The sequence below is a fragment of the Deltaproteobacteria bacterium genome (assembly GCA_026129095.1).
GTDB lineage: Bacteria > JAGRBM01 > JAGRBM01 > JAGRBM01 > JAHCIT01 > JAHCIT01.
Map to the genome: position 1 here is coordinate 16,800 of JAHCIT010000012.1, position 17,173 is coordinate 33,972.

The 17,173-nt window shown below is 61.0% G+C and carries 17 protein-coding genes; 12 read left to right on the forward strand and 5 right to left on the reverse strand.

Annotated elements, in window-relative coordinates:
* Positions 1–16 precede the first annotated feature (16 nt).
* The 3 genes from KIT79_14605 to KIT79_14615 are packed head-to-tail and all read left to right on the forward strand — an operon-like array spanning position 17 to position 3,672.
* Complete coding sequence (locus KIT79_14605; protein MCW5830534.1) at positions 17–1,816, forward strand: hypothetical protein; 1,800 nt, start codon at positions 17–19, stop codon at positions 1,814–1,816.
* Entirely contained in the window at positions 1,813–2,283 is a 471-nt protein-coding gene (locus KIT79_14610; protein MCW5830535.1) for a YbhB/YbcL family Raf kinase inhibitor-like protein, read from the forward strand. Before KIT79_14605 ends, KIT79_14610 begins: the two co-directional genes overlap by 4 nt.
* Before the next feature lie 57 nt (positions 2,284–2,340).
* On the forward strand, positions 2,341–3,672 hold the full coding sequence (locus KIT79_14615; GenBank protein MCW5830536.1) for a cation:proton antiporter: 1,332 nt from the start codon (positions 2,341–2,343) through the stop codon (positions 3,670–3,672).
* Here KIT79_14615 and KIT79_14620 read toward each other — a convergent pair.
* Positions 3,655–4,572 (reverse strand): radical SAM protein, encoded by a 918-nt coding sequence (locus KIT79_14620; protein ID MCW5830537.1) that lies wholly within the window; start codon positions 4,570–4,572, stop codon positions 3,655–3,657. The genes KIT79_14615 and KIT79_14620 overlap by 18 nt on opposite strands.
* 236 nt (positions 4,573–4,808) lie before the next feature.
* Here KIT79_14620 and KIT79_14625 point away from each other — a divergent pair, with 236 nt between their 5' ends.
* Positions 4,809–6,236 (forward strand): GMC family oxidoreductase, encoded by a 1,428-nt coding sequence (locus KIT79_14625; protein MCW5830538.1) that lies wholly within the window; start codon positions 4,809–4,811, stop codon positions 6,234–6,236.
* Positions 6,237–6,299: 63 nt separating this feature from the next.
* On the opposite strand, the gene KIT79_14630 is transcribed toward KIT79_14625, so the two are convergent.
* Together KIT79_14630 and KIT79_14635 are read right to left on the reverse strand one after the other, a co-directional pair.
* Positions 6,300–6,947, reverse strand: a complete 648-nt coding sequence (locus KIT79_14630; protein MCW5830539.1) for an SCP2 sterol-binding domain-containing protein — start codon at positions 6,945–6,947, stop codon at positions 6,300–6,302.
* Positions 6,948–6,973: 26 nt separating this feature from the next.
* Positions 6,974–8,407, reverse strand: a complete 1,434-nt coding sequence (locus KIT79_14635; protein ID MCW5830540.1) for an NAD(P)/FAD-dependent oxidoreductase — start codon at positions 8,405–8,407, stop codon at positions 6,974–6,976.
* Between the two features lie 335 nt (positions 8,408–8,742).
* On the opposite strand from KIT79_14635, the gene KIT79_14640 reads away from it, so the two are divergent.
* The 8 genes from KIT79_14640 to KIT79_14675 all read left to right on the forward strand — a co-directional run bounded on the left by KIT79_14640 (position 8,743) and on the right by KIT79_14675 (position 16,241).
* Entirely contained in the window at positions 8,743–9,318 is a 576-nt protein-coding gene (locus KIT79_14640) for a hemerythrin domain-containing protein (protein ID MCW5830541.1), read from the forward strand.
* A gap of 33 nt (positions 9,319–9,351) precedes the next feature.
* Positions 9,352–9,645, forward strand: coding sequence for a metal-sulfur cluster assembly factor (locus KIT79_14645; protein MCW5830542.1), 294 nt, complete (start codon positions 9,352–9,354; stop codon positions 9,643–9,645).
* Positions 9,646–9,650: 5 nt separating this feature from the next.
* On the forward strand, positions 9,651–10,745 hold the full coding sequence (locus KIT79_14650; protein ID MCW5830543.1) for a hypothetical protein: 1,095 nt from the start codon (positions 9,651–9,653) through the stop codon (positions 10,743–10,745).
* Positions 10,746–10,941: 196 nt separating this feature from the next.
* Positions 10,942–12,570: an NAD(P)/FAD-dependent oxidoreductase gene (locus KIT79_14655; protein ID MCW5830544.1), complete on the forward strand. Its 1,629-nt coding sequence runs from the start codon at positions 10,942–10,944 to the stop codon at positions 12,568–12,570.
* Between the two features lie 51 nt (positions 12,571–12,621).
* Positions 12,622–14,223: an NAD(P)/FAD-dependent oxidoreductase gene (locus KIT79_14660; GenBank protein MCW5830545.1), complete on the forward strand. Its 1,602-nt coding sequence runs from the start codon at positions 12,622–12,624 to the stop codon at positions 14,221–14,223.
* Positions 14,220–14,747 (forward strand): hypothetical protein, encoded by a 528-nt coding sequence (locus tag KIT79_14665; protein MCW5830546.1) that lies wholly within the window; start codon positions 14,220–14,222, stop codon positions 14,745–14,747. Before KIT79_14660 ends, KIT79_14665 begins: the two co-directional genes overlap by 4 nt.
* A gap of 19 nt (positions 14,748–14,766) precedes the next feature.
* The gene (locus KIT79_14670; GenBank protein ID MCW5830547.1) at positions 14,767–15,231 is read left to right on the forward strand and encodes an SCP2 sterol-binding domain-containing protein; all 465 of its coding nucleotides are present in this window, start codon (positions 14,767–14,769) and stop codon (positions 15,229–15,231) included.
* 29 nt (positions 15,232–15,260) lie between these two features.
* Complete coding sequence (locus tag KIT79_14675; protein MCW5830548.1) at positions 15,261–16,241, forward strand: class I SAM-dependent methyltransferase; 981 nt, start codon at positions 15,261–15,263, stop codon at positions 16,239–16,241.
* A 4-nt stretch (positions 16,242–16,245) separates the two neighbouring features.
* Here KIT79_14675 and KIT79_14680 read toward each other — a convergent pair whose 3' ends face one another.
* Both KIT79_14680 and KIT79_14685 read right to left on the reverse strand, forming a co-directional pair.
* The gene (locus KIT79_14680; protein ID MCW5830549.1) at positions 16,246–16,707 is read right to left on the reverse strand and encodes a hypothetical protein; all 462 of its coding nucleotides are present in this window, start codon (positions 16,705–16,707) and stop codon (positions 16,246–16,248) included.
* A 28-nt stretch (positions 16,708–16,735) separates the two neighbouring features.
* Positions 16,736–17,170 carry a hemerythrin domain-containing protein gene (locus tag KIT79_14685; GenBank protein ID MCW5830550.1) on the reverse strand — a complete coding sequence of 145 codons (435 nt, stop codon included), beginning with the start codon at positions 17,168–17,170 and terminating at the stop codon, positions 16,736–16,738.
* Between the last annotated feature and the right edge of the window lie 3 nt (positions 17,171–17,173).

Genomic DNA, 17,173 nt, shown 5'->3' on the forward strand with positions numbered 1-17,173 from the left:
TTAAGGAGTTGTTTCGATGGAAAAAGTACTGTTCATCAACCCGTACGGACCGTTCAACCTCGCCTGGGGCCGGGACATGATGGACCTGCTGCAGTCGCGTCTCGCGCGCGGGCACGGCATCTTCAACATGACCTCCCACATGCATACCTTCGCGCTGTACCTGCTGGCGGAGAATGTCGACAACCCCAGCACCGTTCTGGAGCATCCGCACTGGGACGAGTTCATTGACGAGATCCGGAAGGGATACGACTACATCGCCATCCAGCTCAAGAGCGTCCATACGCCAAAGGTTGTCAAAATGATCAAGGCGATCCGCAAGGAGGCGCCAAAGTCCAAGATCGTCGTTGGCGGATATGGCGTTTCATCGCTTTTCGTCAAGATGCCCGGCGACAAGGACCAGGACGGCGAGTTCATCCGCGAGAACGCCGATTTCCTCTGCCGTGAAGAGGGGATCAAGTTCATGCGGCGGCTTCTGAAGAATGACCCGATAGTGAAAAAGGTCAACCAGTATCACATGCCCACCTGCGGATTTGCCCTGGCTGGTTTCCCGAATGCCCACCTGCGGCTGCCGGCTTTCCTGGTATCGCTGGGTTGCCCGGCAGGATGCGACTTCTGCAACACATCGGCTTTCTTCCACCAGAAGAAGATATATATCGCCGAACCCGCGCAGATATATGACTTCATGAAGCATTACCAGAAGAAGCTGAACTCGGAGAACCTGAACGTGATTCTCTTTGACGAGGACATGTTCCTGAACCCCGAATACGTGCGGGAACTGGGCCGGCTGATCCGGTCTGACCGCAAGACATGGGGAATCCGGTGGTTCTCCTTCGGCTCGGTGCGGGCCCTGTCCCACTATGAGCCGGAAGAGCTGCGGGAGTGCGGTGTCGGAGCCATCTGGGTCGGTGTCGAATCGAGCCTGTGCGAGCAGAACAAGGACGAGATGAACCTCGCCAAGAGGGAAGGCGCGAAGAAGCCGCCTGAGGTCATAGACGGCCTCCAGCGGAACGGCATCGAGGTGATTGCGTCGTCTATCCTGGGATTCGACTTTCACACCCGTGATAACATCGAGCAGGACATTGACTACTTCGTCAACCTCAAGCCGACGTTCTACCAGATTGGTCCGCTCACACCCTGTCCCGGTACCAAGCTGTTCGAGAGGATGATGGCCGAAAACCGGGTGCTGGATCACTATAACTATACGGACTTCCATCTCTGGAAAGACAACGTGTACCAGCTCGCGCACTTCGAGGCCGGGGAGATGAAGAAGTATTTCGACATCGCCCACGAAAAACTCCGCACCCGGAACGGCCCGCCACTGATACAGATATTCGAATCAAACCTCCGGGCGTACGAGAACCTGAAGAACCAGAAGAGCGACTTCCTGCGCCACCAGGCGGAACTCTCCCGGCAGCGGGCCCAGAGCCTGACGCCGTTCATGAAGTCCGTGGCCCACCACGCCCCGTCTCCCGAAGTTCACAAGCGGGTGCGTGACCTGCTGGCAGCTGCGGAAAAGTCCTTTGGTCCCGAACCGCTGGCGGCTCGCGGGATCAAGAAGATCGTCGAGGCCGTTTATGACTGGCGAATGGACCGTGTCGAGGCGCAAGGCGAAGAGGTCAGGGAGTCCGATCCGCCACCGCGCTGGACCTACTATAACGAGGGCCCGGTGAAGAAGCCGGTTGTCAGGCGCGGCCGTGATGCCAGGCCGACCTCCCGGCCATACGCAAGGGATTTCGGTGGCCTGTCGCTCGGTGCTGTCCGCGTGGATTTTCCCCGGCCGGCTGAAATCGCCCGCCGGGTGGGCCTGCGGCCATGAAACTCGCCAGCACGGCGTTTGGCGACAAGGCCCGAATCCCAGCGGTTCATACCCGGACCGGCGGGCAGCCCGACCGTTCTCCCGAACTGGTTTGGACAGGGGCTCCCGCCGGTACCCGGAGCTTTGCGCTGCTGTGCATTGATCCGCATCCGGTGGCCCGGAACTGGGTTCACTGGATCATTTTCGATATCCCGCCCGCTGCCGGGGGACTAAAGGCCGGACAGCCCTGTACGGAACGGCTTCCGGATGGCTCCCGGCAGGGCCGTAACGGTTACGGGGATATCGGGTGGGGAGGCCCCCAGCCACCCCCGGGAACAGGCGATCATCCGTACGAGTTCACGCTGTATGCGCTTGATGCAGACAGGCTCGACGTCAAGGCGACGGCCCCGTCCGTGGAGGAAGTGCGGAAATCCATGCCAAGCCATGTCCTCGGTCAGGCGGCACTGGTTGGCTACTACTCCCAGTAACCCGCCATGAGATGAAACTGCAGGGTTTGTGGCCCTGCGAGGTTCCCCGTGGAGATCATGTCCCATACCGATGTCGTGGGCCTGTTTGCCGGTTTGGGGCTTCTGCTGCTCTCCACCCGGTTTCTGGGAAACTGGGCTGAACGGTTCAGGTTGCCATGCGTTTTCGGCGAACTCCTGGCAGGAGTGATACTCGGCCCCACCATCCTGGGGCGCGTCTTCCCGGATGCGATCCGGATGCTTTTCCCCACGTCAGGACCGCCGGCCGTGGTGTTCAATGCCATTACCATCCTGGGCATTTCTGCATTTCTGCTCCTCTCCGGGCTTGAGATCGGGCTGACCAGAATCCGCCAGAGGGCGGGGCTGATTCTTGCCGTCAGTGCCGGAGGGTTTCTCGTCCCCTTTGTCACAGGAATCCTGTCGGCCAGTTTCCTGATGGATCACGCCGGGCCATCGGCGTCACCGTTGATCTTCACGCTGTTTTTCGCGACAGCAATGTCCATCACGGCGTTGCCGGTCATCGTCAAGATCCTCAAGGACTTGAAAGCCCTCCAGAATCAGACGGGCGCAGTGGTGATTGCCGCTGCCTCGATCAATGACCTGGGCGGCTGGCTCTTGATTGCCCTGATCCTGAAGCTGATGCCGGCGGACAAGGTGGCCATATCAGAGGTGGCTGTTACCGGGCTTTCGGTCGTGGCGTTCGTTGCCATCATGCTGACGCTTGGCCGGATGATTTTCCGGTATGTCCTGGTGCGCCGTGGCGGAGTCCCTCCGGAGCATGGCTCGCTGTTTGTCTATGTGCTCGGACTGGGCTGCCTGTCGGCGGCCTTCGCGGAATGGCTGGGCGTGCACGCAATCTTTGGCGCGTTTGTCCTGGGGCTGGCTCTTGGCGACCTGCATCATGTCAGGAGCCATGTCGCCGCCGGGATTGAGCGCTTTGTCACACTTGTCATGGCACCGCTGTTCTTTGGCAGCATCGGGCTTCAGGTTGATTTCGCAGCCAGCTTTGATGGGGGACTGATCGTGATGGTGCTGGCACTGGCCAGCGCCGGGAAACTGCTGGGTTCCTATGCCGGAGCCCGGATGGGCGGCCTGGATGCACAGCGTTCCTGGGCGACCGGATTTGCCATGAATGCCCGTGGTGCGATGGAGATCGCCGTTGGCACTGTCGCGCTGCGGGCCGGGATCATATCTGGACCGCTTTTTGTCGCGCTGGTCATCATGTCGGTTGGAACGTCACTGCTTGCTGCGCTGGCGCTCAAGGTTTTGCTCGTCAATGCCGGAAGTCCAGCCGTTGCGGATATGGAGGCGGACGTCAGGTATTCGACGAGTCTTGGTGGCAGCGAGTTTACGGTTTCCGTGGAAGCTGCCGGCTCAGTCCGGCAGATGTAGCTGCCGGGCGGCGACCGCCGGGTTCTCCAGCGCAGCGGCCATTTCGAACACAACCCAGGCCCCGCATCGGTCGCAGTCCACGTCGTTTCCGTAACAGCAGAAGGGTGAAACCAGTGTCCGGCCCGAAAGGTACAGCGGCAGTATCAGCTGCTTCGCCGGGCAGTTTCCCGTGATCTTCCCGGGGTTATTTTCCGACAGCATCATTTCGAGCGAACGAGTGCGGTTCCGTATGAGGCCGCCCATCTGCTTCTTCAGTTCCATGACTAGCCGTATGGCATCGTCGCGCTGCCTTACGCTTTCCCATGCGTTCCCGGTCGTGTCATTGCGGGCCGGTACGTGGAAGGAAAATGTCAGATGACGGAACGGGCTTCTGGAGATGATCTCGACGAACTCGGGCAGCGAATCCTGGTTGCGTCTTGTCACCACGCACTGGCACTGCACCACATGGGGAAATCCGGAGGGGAGGCGGCCCATGTTGTCCATCACCCGCCGGAACACGCCTTCGCCCCGGATTGAGTCGTTGAGTGCTTCGGGTCCGTCCAGCGAGATGACGTAGAGCAGGTTTTCCGTCACATCCGAGAAATCGGCCAAGGGAATGGTCCCGTTCGTCGTGATGGTATTGCGTGCAAACAGCGGCAATCCCCTGCGGAGCAGGTCTTTCTTGATGAGAGGCTCTCCACCCATCCAGAGCATTGCACCGATGCGGTGACGGTCACGTATCTCCCTGATCTGGGCCAGGAGATCATCGTCGGACGGCTCGGATACCGGCTGGTTCGGATTGCCGTCGCGGTAGACGAAGCAATGGGAGCAGTGCAGGTTGCACCGGTTGGTGATGTTGACGATCGCCTGCGGATAGAAACGCGCAGGAACTGCACTCTGGTTCACCGTTTCGGTATCCACTGGGGAAGGCCTCCACTCACAGATATTACAACAGGATGTCTAATATGCCTACAGTTGTAATTTTTCTGACTGTAAAACTTCCGTGCAATCCAGCACAGCGATGAGGGACTGCCGCCCATTGAAAGTAGCTGCTGCCTGTCCATATTCGGCGGTCTTATGACACGTGCCATAGGTTACCGGTGTCTTTTCCCGCACACTGGAAACTGCAGACCAGACCACGTTGTCCCAGGAGCGCCATGGAGACGGACATTCACAGCGATATTTGTGTGATCGGTTCTGGTGCCGGAGGGGCGGCACTGGCCGCCGAAATGGCACTGGCCGGAGCGTCCGTGTCGGTCCTGGAGGCGGGAGGTGAGGCACCCCGCGCAATGCTCGGCGAATCCGGGCTCCAAAGTGCCATCCGTGCCATCAGGAGCGGAAGCTACGTCGTTTCCAGCGGCGGCTGGATTCCACCGCGAGTGGTCCTTCACGGACGCTGCGAGGGCGGTTCCACGGCCATCAATACCGGCAACTGTTTTCCGCTGCCGGAGTCCATCCACAGTGCATGGAAGAGGGCCGGAGCTCCTGATCTTTCTGATTACTACCGCCGGGTAGATACCTTCCTGCAGGTGTCGGAAGCCGGTGCGGAACTGCTGGGAAACAACGGCCGGAAACTTCTGGAAGGCATCCGGAACCGGGGCTGGAAGGGTGGGCCAATGCCCCGCAATGCCCCCGGATGCACGGGCCGGACGATCTGCATCCTGGGCTGCCCGGAAGAGGCCAAGCGCGGCACCAACATCTCCTATCTTCCGGTGGCACGGAAGAAAGGTGCCGGAGTTTATCTGAATACCCGTGCCGTCCGCATCCGGTTCGCGGGCCGCCGGGCCAGTTGCGCCGAAACCATTTCCACCCGTGATGGCGTCCGGAGGACATTCCATGCCGACCAGATCGTTCTTGCCGGAGGCAGCCTTTACACGCCCGCGCTGCTTCAGAGGTCAGGCGTTGACACCGCAGGTGTGGGCGAAAACCTTTCCATCCATCCGGCGTTTCTCCTGATTCCGCACTTCCCCGGACCGGTGGAGATGGGGCCGCCATCCATTCCGCAAAGTGCGTACTGCAGCGAGTTCCTGGAGTCCGAGGGGTTTCTGCTCCTCAACCAGTCGGTTCCCCAGGCGCTCATGGCTCCCCTTCTGGCCGCGCTTGGCCAGATCGGCGCCCTCTCTCGCGGTTCCAGCGCAGGCCTGTGGGCAGCACTTGTTCATGATGAAGGAACTGGTTCCGTGTCCAGTGACGGGGGGGATGGCTACCGGATCAGTTACCGGCTGACGGATTCGGTCCGCCGCTCGGCGCGAAAGGCGATGCTGCGGCTTGCGGAGGCGGCATTCACGGCTGGCGCCACTGCGGTCACGCCGGTTGTGCTGGGGACACGCCAGTTCAGGGATTCGGGAGCGCTTGACCGCTGGCTTCCCGATCCTCTTCCGGAAAGACGGGTAGTCACGGGTGGTTTTCATCCGATGGGCACCTGTTCAATCGGACGGGTGTGCGAAGGTTCCGGACAGGTCCGGGGATACGAGCATCTCTACGTGGCCGATGCCAGCCTGTTCCCGTCGGCTTCCGGCGTTACTCCGCAGATGTCGGTCATGGCGCTGGCCACATCGGTAGCCGCCGGCCTTCTGGCAAACTGAGAGCCGGGTAACGTATGCGATAAAGCACGGATCTGCCGTCTTGTGACGGAATATCCGGTAAACCTACCGTCGTTCCTTCATGTAGCTTTTGAGGAACGTCATTCCTGTATCGATGAGTGGCAGGACGTTCGCCACCAGTCCCATCAGGATCGACATGTCCCCGTCCAGTCGGACCTTGCCGGCCATGAATGCCTCCTGGGGAGACTGGCCCTTTTCGACGATGTCGAGAAGATCGGTTTCACTCGTTTGCACGGTGCAGGTGGGAGCGTCCGTATTGATGCCGCCGAAACCCACAAACAGGGACTCGTCCGTTCCGCTGGCCGTCGTCAGCGTAAACCGGATCGTCCCCTGGATCTGGGCCCGGAGCGAATCGATGAGTTCCTGCGTGATGAACCCGGTGGCCGTCTGAAGCGGACCGCTGATATCGATGGCATCCAGGTCCCCCGCTTCGGAAGCGGCCCGTTCGAGTGCTGTCATGAGAGCGCCCGGCGGCAGCACCACCGTGACGTATGCCATTTCGGATTTACCGGGCCTGATTGACACCGTCCCGTTCTCAATGAGAGCGGCCCAGTGGCCCGTATCCGGAATGTGTATCTGGACCGTATCCCGGATCGGACCGAACGATACTCCGGCCAGCTTCGAGCTGATCAGTTCGGGCAGCAGCCGGTCCATCAGTTCCTTCGGGGTCATGTCGGTGTTGATCTGTACCATTGTCGGTTTCTCCTGTTCGTGAAGTTTCAGACAAATGCGCGCATCCGGTCCTGGTCTATGAGATCGGCGCAATCCATTCCGGACTGGCAGGCGAGCTCGGTGCCGACGCCCCGGCCTCCGGCGCAGTCGCCCGCCAGATACAGCCCCCTGACCGGCGTGCGGTGACCAGGGCGCTGGCGGCCCACCTGATCCGGGGTCTGAGCGGTCGTGACGGCCGCACCCGAACTTTTCCCAACCCATCCGGCGATGGCCCGGACGGAAAACATGTCTTCGAAGATGATGTTTTCCCTAAGCCCCGGGATCATGGCGTAGAGCGTTTGGCGGAGGTTTTCGAGCCAGGCCTTCTCGCCGTCCTGGAGTTCGACATCCGCCGTGGGAGCCACCGCGCAGGCGGTGATGATCTGCTGGCCGGGCGGAGCAAGGGAAGGATCGAAGTTGCTGGGAATGGGGCTGTAGATAGGGGTGTATTTTGGCAAGACGCCCGAATCCATCTGCCGGAAAGTTTCCAGCAGCATGGTACGGTTGATCTCCCGGCGACCGATCTTCAGCGGCGAACCGCCAACAACGCAGCCGACTTCGGTAATCTTCTTGCGGACCCCGATTTTCGCCTGAACCGCGATATAGCTTCCCTTGATGGCTTCCACCCGCTCGATATAGGCGCTGGTGAGATGCTCCTTGCCGGCCATACGGAACATTGTGTCCTTGACGGATGAGGTCGAAACGACGACCGGTGCGTGAAACTCCGCGCCGTTCTTCAGCCGGACGCCCCTGACACGTCCGTTGCTGATGAGGATCTTCTCGACCGGTGCCCCGGTGAGCACCCGTGCGCCGTGCTGCTCCGCCCCTTTCAGGAACGTCCGGGGGATGGCCACCGCTCCACCCATCGGGTAACCGAGGTTGTTGTCCTGGATGAAGTGCTGGAGATTCCAGATCGATTCACCAGCCGATGCCTGCCATGTGGGCAGGATGAAATAGAGGCCGAGCAGAAATCCCACCGCGCCGTGGACGAACGTGTCGTCCGTATACCGGCTCATGAACTCGTCGATGGTCCGGTGATTCCACTTCTCGATCTCTTTTGGCGGCATCGTGAGGATGTCGAAGAACATGCGGGCCATGACCGGGATGGCGGAAACCGGAAGCCCCGACTGGTAGAAGCCGATCAGCCCGAACAGCGGGAGCATCCACTGCTCCGGGGGCGACTTGAGATCCATGTTCAGGCCGCGGAACCAGACCATCCGTTTTGCGTGGCGGAACTTGAGCGGAGTGCCCATCCCCAGCCGCCGCGTGCATTCCCCGAACGGTCCCTTGTTTCCCCGGATGAACATGTGGGTGCCCATGTCCACATGGAAGCCGTCTTTCTCGTACCAGGAGCAGGATCCACCCACACGCGGGTTCTTTTCCAGGATCAGTGTCCGGAAGCCGTGAGAGGCAAGGATGGCTCCGCAGGCCGACCCGCCCATGCCCGTACCGATCACGATCGCATCATAGCCCTGACTGTCGCCGAAGGTGGCGGCTTTCCGGGTACCGGGCCGCTGCGGACGGCGTCTGGCTGCTGGCTCTGCCTTTGTCACTGGTTCTTCCTTATTGAACGGGCACAATCGGCTGAAAGGTTCCCGGTCTGGAAATGACGCATGTGTCAGTCGTCTCTCCAAAGAGATAGGCGCAGGGGGCCACGCCCGATATGACAGGCCTCATACTGGCTGCAACCACTCCATATGTGGCCTGTCATAACGGCGATGCTTTCCGCCGCTGATACTGGACGCCGAGATCACCTGCAGGGGGGTATTTGCAGCTTATGATGTATCCACACTCACGTCCGGCATCGGCCTGCCATGAACTGCCGTCTCCAGAGGCCCTCAAGGCCAAGCTGGCGGCACTTCCATCAACCCATATGGTTCGTGTCCTGTACGCCGAACACGACCGGATTCTGGCGATGCTGTCGGAGATGGGCGAACTGGTTACCAGGATGCAGACGTCCGCGGAACTGGGCAGTAATGGCATCGCCCGGATTCATGAACTGGCGCACCTGCTCATTGAAGCCGAACCGCATCACCAGCGCGAGGAAGACGTGCTGTTCCCGGAACTGGAGAAGCAGGGGCTGAATGGCCCGCCGCAGGCCATGTCCGCCGAGCATGTCGAATTGCGGCGCCTCAAGCATGAAATCCACGATATTTCGGCTTCTGCGGTTCTGGATGCCGGTGCGAAGCAGCAACTGGCCCGGGCGGCGAGGACGCTGGTGAACAACCTCCAGCTTCATATCCACAAGGAAAACGAGATCCTGTATCCGCTGGCGCTCTCGGTCATTACGGGGGACGATGCCTGGAACCGGCTGAATGCGGCGGCTGATGCCATCGGACCTTGCCCGTTCTGACCGTAAGAACGTATAAAGCCGGAGATGGCCAGTGTGGACACCATACGCGAGTCGCTCCGGGAGGTTCTCGACCCTGAACTGGGGATCAACGTCGTTGATCTGGGGCTCGTTTTTGATGTCCGGCTGAACGATCTTGCCGTCGAGGTGGATCTGGGGATGACCTCTCCCACCTGTCCTCTGGGCCCCGTCCTGAAGAGCAATGCCGAAACGGCCGTACGAAAGGCAATGCCGGACGGTGCCCGGGTGACGGTCAATCTGCGGAGCGATCTCACTTGGGAACCCTCGAGAATGTCCCCGGAAGCAAAAAGCCGTCTGGGATGGAAGTGACCGGTATGCCGGACGGCTCCGGTTCGGTCCGCCGCCGGTTATACCGGGCACCGCTGCTCGTGGCCGGGGCAGTCACGATGGTGGTGGCCATCTGGGGAGGCCTGATCCGGATCGGATGGGCCGCACCCGTGCCCGCACCGGCCGCCATCGAATCGCACGGGCCCCTGATGGTTTCCGGATTTCTGGGGATACTGATCAGTCTCGAAAGGGCCGTCGGCATCGGGAAAGGGTGGGTTTATGCCGCTCCCCTGATGGCGGTCCTGTTTGCCGTCCTGACGCTGGCGGGAACCCTGCCGCCGGGGATGGCGGCGCTGCCAGGTGTGTTTGCGGCGCTGATCCTGTGCGCGGCGTATGCCACCGTTATCCGTGAATCTCCTTCCCGCCACTTGTGGGTCATGGCGATCGGCGCCGCTTGCTGGCTTGCTGGAAACATTTTGTACGCACTGGGCTGGCCAGTATTCCGGGTGGTGCACTGGTGGGCGGGTTTTCTGGTCCTGACCATCGTCGGTGAGCGTCTTGAACTGAACCGGTTCTTGCGGCCCTCACCCTGGACCTGGCCGCTGTTTCTGGCCGCCACGGGAACGGTTCTGGGCGGGTACCTGACAGGTCTCGCTGTGCCGGCGGCCGGGGACCGGATTTCGGGGGCGGGCTATCTCATGCTGGCGGGCTGGCTTGGGCATTATGACGTGGTCCGCCATACGGTGCGGGGCGAAGGCTTGCCGAAGTTCGTTGCAATCTGCCTGATGAGCGGATTCGTCTGGCTCGCTCTTGGAGGCGTTATCCTGCTTGGCTGGAGTCCGCTCGTGGCCGGACCCATGTACGATGCGGCCCTGCACGCCATTTTTCTCGGGTTCGTGTTTTCAATGATTTTTGGTCATGCACCGATCATTTTCCCGGCGATTCTGGAACTGCCAATCCGCTTCCGGACGCTCGCCTATCTGCCGCTGCTCCTGCTGAATATCACGCTTGCCCTGCGGATTGCGGGGGACTGGTTTCTGAGCCAGACGCTTCGGGAATGGGGTGCACTTGGAAGTGCCGCCGCAATCCTGTTTTATTTTCTGGTGACAGCAAGTTCCCTGCGGCGAAACCGCCCGGAATAGCACATACAAACGGCATTTTATCGCACTGCGTTGGTCACCTTTGCCGACCTATGACGGCTATCATAGTGGAAAACTGACATCCGTATCATTTCTACAGGTGTGGTTTCGCCGTGTCTGGCGGAGCCGCACAGGCAGGAGCCCGGAGAGGGATCCGGCGCTGGTTCCAGGGCCCTAACCCCAAAGAGGTCTGGTACGGATGCAGAAGAAAGATTACGATGTCATCATCATCGGCGGTGGTCATAACGGGCTGACGTGCGCCGCTTATCTGGCCCGGGCGGGTGTCGACACCCTCATACTCGAGGGACGTCACGAGTTCGGCGGCGCCGTCTACACCGATGAGCATACGGCGCCCGGCTTCTGTCACAACATCCATGCCAATTTCATGGAGTTCCTCCATATCATGCCGTTCTTCTCGGACTTCGACCTGCCGAGTCTGGGGGCGCGAACGATTTTCCCGGAGGCGCAGGCGGGAATCGCATTCAGCGACGGCCGCCCACCGGTGATCATTTACCGCAACGACATGATCGAGGAGACCTGCCGGAACTTCGCGGTCTACTCGAAGCGCGATGCGGAAACCTGGCGGGCCCTCAAGACCAAGGCAAACATGTTCGAACCCCTCATGGCGATGGGGCTCTACACGCCGCCGGCGCCGGTGGATCTCGCCAAGGGACTGCCCAGTGCCTATGCCGCATGGACGGTCCTGATGCGCTCCTTCGGCCTGGACGAGGAGATGGCATACAAGTCCATCCGCGACTGCATTGACGAGCTGTTTGAAAGCGACGAGATCCGGGCCCTTTTCTACCGGGTTGCGATCGAGTTCTGCGGGCCGCCGCTGGAATGGCCAGGGATGGGGGGGATTTTCATATTCGCCTGCCTGTTCATGCCCGGCTGCTGGCGGATGATTGTTGGCGGAACGCACCGGCTCAACGGCGCAATGGTGACCGCATGCCTGAAGGAAGGCGCCACCATGCGGGAGTCGAGCCGGGTCAAGAAGGTCATCCTTGAGGACAAGCGTGCGGTCGGCGTGCAGCTTGTGGACGGCAAGGAGTTCCGAGCCAGGCATGCCGTTGTCAGCGCCATCGGGGTCAAGGACACGTTCCTGGACCTGATCGGCGAGGATCACCTGAGCGACTACTACAAGCGGCGGGTGAAGAACTACAAGGACGGACCGGACCAGGTGCTCGGCAGTGTCGCCATGGCCCTGCATGAGCCGCCTGACTACAAGTCGGCGCGCAAGAACTCCGATATCAACCGGGCCTGGTACCAGGTGGTCGGATTCGACAGCGCCACGGAAGTCCTGGACTACTGCCGGGCGGGCCATATCGACCGGATACCCGACCTGCCGGGTGCGGGCGTCTGGATCAACTCGATCTGGGACCGGACTCAGGCGCCTCCGGGCAAGCACAACCTGACCGGGTGGTATTTCTTCCCCCGCGCCAGCGCACTCAGCGAGGGCGAATGGGAGGAGATACGCTCCACATACAACGGGAAGTTCCTGAAACTCTACGGCAAGTTCGCGCCGAACATGACCAGTGACAACGTAATCGCCGACTACCTGCACACGCCGCTCGACCAGGAGCGGGGGATGCGGATGCGCGAAGGCGACTTCGGGCACGGGGCGATGAGCATTGACCAGCTGAACCACATGCGGCCATTCGCCGGAGCCGGCCGGTACAAGACCGAAATTCCGGGGCTTTATCTGGCGGCGAGCTGCTGTCATCCCGGCGGCGGCGTGACGGCAGGGCCCGGATACAACTGCTTCAAGATACTCTGCGAGGACCATGGGTACAAGGAAGTCTGGAGAAACCCGAAGCGAATGTACTGATTGCGCCCCGGAATGGTGCGGACACTGAGGCAAAACCGCGAGGAGAGTCTGATGGGAATGTTCGACAAGGGTTTCGATGCGATCGTAATCGGCGCCGGCCACAACGGGATGTCGCTGGCGGCCTATCTGGCGAAATCCGGGTGGTCCGTGGCCGTTCTGGAGCGGCGGTCGGAAGAAGGCGGGGGGCTCTGCACCGAGGAGGTCACCGAGCCCAACTTCCTGCACAACCTGCACTCGAACTACCACTCCCTGGTGGGCCTGTGCCCCGTCTACGACGACCTCGAGCTTCTCGATAACGGGGTGGAATACGTTCATCCCGACGTCCAGATGGGGAGCATCTTCTCGGACGACACGGCGATCACCATCCATACCGACCAGCACAAGACATGGAAGAGTTTTGCGCGGTTCTCCAAGAAGGACGCCGATACCTGGCTCCGGCTTTATGACGAGGTGCAGGGATATCTCGACCTGATGGTCCGTACCCTCATGTATGCGCCGCCGATCGAGCTGAACGACATCACGAAAGCGCTGGCGGCGTGGGGAGTGGAGGAAAAGTCGGAGTTCCTCACGGCAAAGCTGCGGACGATGTCTGTCGCCGATTTCCTGAACAAGCATTTCGAGAACGAGCGGATAAAGGCGATGCTGGCCTTCCACGCCACGATCTGTGCCTACCAGCCGCATATCAAGGGGCTGGCGGTCACGTATCCGGTACTGCTGGGGAAGATCGCCAACTGGCACGTCTGCAAGGGCGGGAGCCACCGGCTGGCGCATACCCTGATGCGGGTCATCGTCAAGGCGGGCGGGCGGGTTTTCCCCCAAGTCCCGGTTGAGGAGATCATCATCGAGGACGGCCGCGCCGTGGGGGTTCGCACTCCGGACGGGATCATCCGGGCACGAAAGCTGGTAGCCTCAAGCATCGACGTCAACCAGACCTTCGAAAAACTCCTTCCACGCCAGTACGTTCCCAAGAAACTGGCCGAAGAGGTCCAGAAGGTGAAGTATCAGGATGCGACCCTGTTCAACGTGCATCTGGCAATGAACGGACTTCCCAGATACCGGGCGGCGGACTTCGATCCGGATATTGACCGGGCCTGGATCCTCAACATCGGCTACGAATCGCTCGCCGACTTTGATGAGGATTTCAGCCAGATCAGGCAGGGTATCGTGCCCGAAACACCCCGCCTCAACGTCGCTGTCAACTCGATCTACGACCCGACCGATGCGCCCGAAGGCAAGGCAACCGGGCTTATTCGTGTGTTCGTTCCCTATGAAATCGAAGGCTGGGGGTCGGGCGGCTGGGAGTCGAGAAAGCGGATCTATGGCCAGCACTGTATCGACCGGTGGCGCCGCGTCTGCAAGAACATGGATGAGGGCCTGATCCGGCGCTGGGTGACGGAAACCCCTCTCGACATCAGCCAGAAGATGGTCAACTACCGGTTTGGGGACTGGATGGTCGGCCGGATTCACCCGGATAACCTTCTGGAACACCGGCCGTCCGACTCCCTATCCCATTACCGGACGCCTATCCAGGGTTTGTACATGTGCGGGGCTTCGCAGCATCCGCACGGCTACATCACTTTTGCCCCCGGATATAACTGCCTGGGGGTGATCGCCGAGGATTTCGGTCTTGAGAAATGGTGGGACCGGGTATGAGTGCCACCGCTGCTGCTTCCGCTCCGCCTCCCGTCTACCTCGCGGGCGGGCAGGAGGCGAGCGGACTGGCGGACATGATTCACCAGTACCTGAGCCAGAATGTCGCGGATTCCGAGCAGAAACGAGTGCAGGCAAAATCGCTTTCCGGCGAGGTCTACCTGGAGGCCGCCGAGGACGACATCTGCGTCAAGATCCGCTTCCTTGGCGACCATATCGAGCTGTCTGATGTGACAGCCCCCGCCCCGGACGGCGCCTCCATCCGTGCCGATTTCATTTCCGTGGCGCACCTGACGACCGGAGAGCAGGGTCCGTTTGAACTGCTGGTGAGGCGCCGGATCCGGGCGCGGTTCAGGCCCGGGCAGATACCGTTTCTGGTCCGCGTGCTCCAGTTCATGCAGATCCCGCCGGAGCTGATGGCTCCGGAGATTCGTGAACGCACGTTCCGCCGGAAACAGAAAGTGGCACTGGCGGCTGCGGCGGCATCGGCTGCGGCGGCTGGCGGCCTCTACGCATGGCTGAACTGACACCGGAAGGAGAACCCCGATGAGCGTGATTTATACAGACCAGTGGTATGAAGACATGAAGCAGCTCGTGAACAGCACACAGAAGTTCCGTGAGCTGGCTCCACGGGAGAAGATACTGGCGACGTTCGAGGTCATGGGCGACGAAAAATCGCCTTATGTGACTGCCGGAAACGCCCTGTACTATCTCATCCGTCTCGAAGGAGGGCAGGTGGCCGAGTACGGCCCGCTGCCGGGACGCCATGACGGCAAGGGACTGAACTTCAGGTTCACCGCCCCGGCATCCCTGTGGGAGGAGATCGCCGCTGGTATTGCGGACCCGATCCAGCTCGGGCTGAGGGGAACCATCAAGGTTCGCGGTGACATGCGCTTCCTCATGCAGCACGCCGAGGCAGTCAAGATACTGGTTGATATGTACGGTCACCAGAACAACACTGAGTGGCCGAAGGGGCGTCCGCCCTACAGCCGGCAGGAATCGGTCGCATGACCCCCTGCCGATGAAATCCGGGAGGAGTAGTGGAGGTTCACCGTGAGCCGGACAGCCGGGCGAAGCTTCCACCGATGTGGGATCCTCTCGCACGCGAGCGCCATCAGGCGGCTGGCGAAACGGCGGCGGCATTCCGGCCTGAAATAGGCGATCTGCACCGGACTCCCGGAACCAGCCGGTCGGCGCATCTGGAACGGCTGGAGACGCTGACCGACCGCATCTGGAAAGACTACCAGGAAAGGTTCCTCCGGGTATGCGGCAGCCGGGCCGTGGCACGGTACCTCTGCCGGGGCGACATGGCCGTGCGGCAGGGGCCGCCGGAGTTCATGGACCGTCCCGGCTATCCTGAACTGCTCAGAAAAATCGAGATATTCCAGCTTCACCAGCTGAACCGGATGACCGGCGTCTACCGTGCAGCCAGCAGGGCTCTGGGGGAACTGCTGGAGCGGGTTCCAGACCGGTTCAGAAGCCGCGGGTTCCTGGATATAGCCAGCGGATTTGGCGGTTTTCCGGTCTTTCTTGCGGGAAAGTTTCCCGCAGTTCCAGTTACCGGTTCGGACATACAGCCAGCCTATGTCACTGCGGCCACCAGCCGCGCAGCGGGGCTCGGCAATGCCAGCTTCCGGGTGCTGAATGCGCTGAACATGGATGACTGTCCGGACAGCAGCTACTGCGCGGCGAGTATCCTTCAGGCGGTGCACCATTTCCGGCCGGGGCAACTGGCACGGATCATTCACGAGGGGCTGAGAGTGTCCTGCAGCGGCATGGTGGTTGTGGATGCGGTGAGATCGCCAGTGCTCCCGGTTCTGCTCGCAACCGGGACAATTTTCGTTACCTGGAACCCGTTTTTCGCGGCCGATGCCACCTGGAGCGCGCTCCGCATGTATCACCTGGCAGAACTGGAACTCATCGCACGGGTGGCCGCACCGGAGGCCACCGTTGAGGCTGGCAGGGTGGAACCCGCCTTCAATGTGGTCAGGGTTCTCCGCCCGCCGGTAGCTGCGGGGTAGGCGGTTATTGCCGGCGTGAGGCCGGGCATTCGCGCGAGACTTCCACCGAAGCCGTCCAGAACCGGTTCAGTTCCTCTCCATGTTCTACCCAGTCGAGGGGGAGCCTTGCCTGATAGCCCGCAGGCAGAACCACTGCTGACATCGGCCTGCTGCAGGTTACTTCGACCAGTTCGGGCCAGGGCCGCTGGCCCCTGAAGCTGGCCGTGCAGCGTGCGGCTGGCCAGTCGATGCGGTTGGGGCCATCCTGGAGCATTCCTTCCGGCGGTGATCCGCAGAAAGCCAGGGAAAGGACCGCACGGGCAAGTGCAAATTGTCCCGTCTCGTCGAGCGCGGCCTGCAGATCGCCCTTGAGATCGCCAGTACGGACAGTCTGCTCGAACTCAAGCGGAATCCGGCCCTGCAGACAGGTGCAGGGGTTCGAAGGCGCTGCGCCGGTTGTAGTGGCATAGAGAGCAAGTCCGGCCATCAGGGCCGCTGCTGCCAGGGAGGACCCTTCAGCCCGTGGAACCGGCCGGCGTTTCCAGGCTGATCGCATTCATGATCTCCCTTTCCGCCCGTTCATGGTCGGCAAGTTTCCCGAGGAGTTCCCGCAGGGCCTGCCGTAGCTCGCTGGTGGACATCTGGGCCGACTGCTTTTTCAGCTTCAGCAGGGCATTCCGTATCTCCGCGTGCTCATTCCGGAGGAATTCGGCCTGTACGGAAATGCTTGGCATCTTGTCCAAGGCCTCGGAAAGATATCCGTCCATCTCCTCGAAGAGGAAGTGCTCGGACAGGGTTTCGTACAGAAACCCGATTTCGTAGTCGATCAGTTTCCGCAAGCGGTCATCGCTCAGCCGGTCCGGCGGGGCATCGAGAATGAGGGACAGCCGGTCTGTAACCATCATCAGCTCGTCATGCTGAAGCGTGATTTCCTGAAAACGGTAGTTCATGGA

Bases quoted from the DNA above. Each gene is read 5' to 3' on its own strand.
- KIT79_14635 (MCW5830540.1), bottom strand. From the start codon at position 8,407: ATGGGCGGGTCGGCCTGCGGAGCCATCCTTGCCTCTCACGGCTTCCGG.
- KIT79_14670 (MCW5830547.1), top strand. From the start codon at position 14,767: ATGAGCGTGATTTATACAGACCAGTGGTATGAAGACATGAAGCAGCTC.
- KIT79_14650 (MCW5830543.1), top strand. From the start codon at position 9,651: ATGCCGGACGGCTCCGGTTCGGTCCGCCGCCGGTTATACCGGGCACCG.
- KIT79_14610 (MCW5830535.1), top strand. From the start codon at position 1,813: ATGAAACTCGCCAGCACGGCGTTTGGCGACAAGGCCCGAATCCCAGCG.
- KIT79_14685 (MCW5830550.1), bottom strand. From the start codon at position 17,170: ATGAACTACCGTTTTCAGGAAATCACGCTTCAGCATGACGAGCTGATG.
- KIT79_14640 (MCW5830541.1), top strand. From the start codon at position 8,743: ATGATGTATCCACACTCACGTCCGGCATCGGCCTGCCATGAACTGCCG.
- KIT79_14625 (MCW5830538.1), top strand. From the start codon at position 4,809: ATGGAGACGGACATTCACAGCGATATTTGTGTGATCGGTTCTGGTGCC.
- KIT79_14680 (MCW5830549.1), bottom strand. From the start codon at position 16,707: ATGGCCGGACTTGCTCTCTATGCCACTACAACCGGCGCAGCGCCTTCG.
- KIT79_14660 (MCW5830545.1), top strand. From the start codon at position 12,622: ATGGGAATGTTCGACAAGGGTTTCGATGCGATCGTAATCGGCGCCGGC.
- KIT79_14605 (MCW5830534.1), top strand. From the start codon at position 17: ATGGAAAAAGTACTGTTCATCAACCCGTACGGACCGTTCAACCTCGCC.
- KIT79_14665 (MCW5830546.1), top strand. From the start codon at position 14,220: ATGAGTGCCACCGCTGCTGCTTCCGCTCCGCCTCCCGTCTACCTCGCG.
- KIT79_14615 (MCW5830536.1), top strand. From the start codon at position 2,341: ATGTCCCATACCGATGTCGTGGGCCTGTTTGCCGGTTTGGGGCTTCTG.
- KIT79_14655 (MCW5830544.1), top strand. From the start codon at position 10,942: ATGCAGAAGAAAGATTACGATGTCATCATCATCGGCGGTGGTCATAAC.
- KIT79_14630 (MCW5830539.1), bottom strand. From the start codon at position 6,947: ATGGTACAGATCAACACCGACATGACCCCGAAGGAACTGATGGACCGG.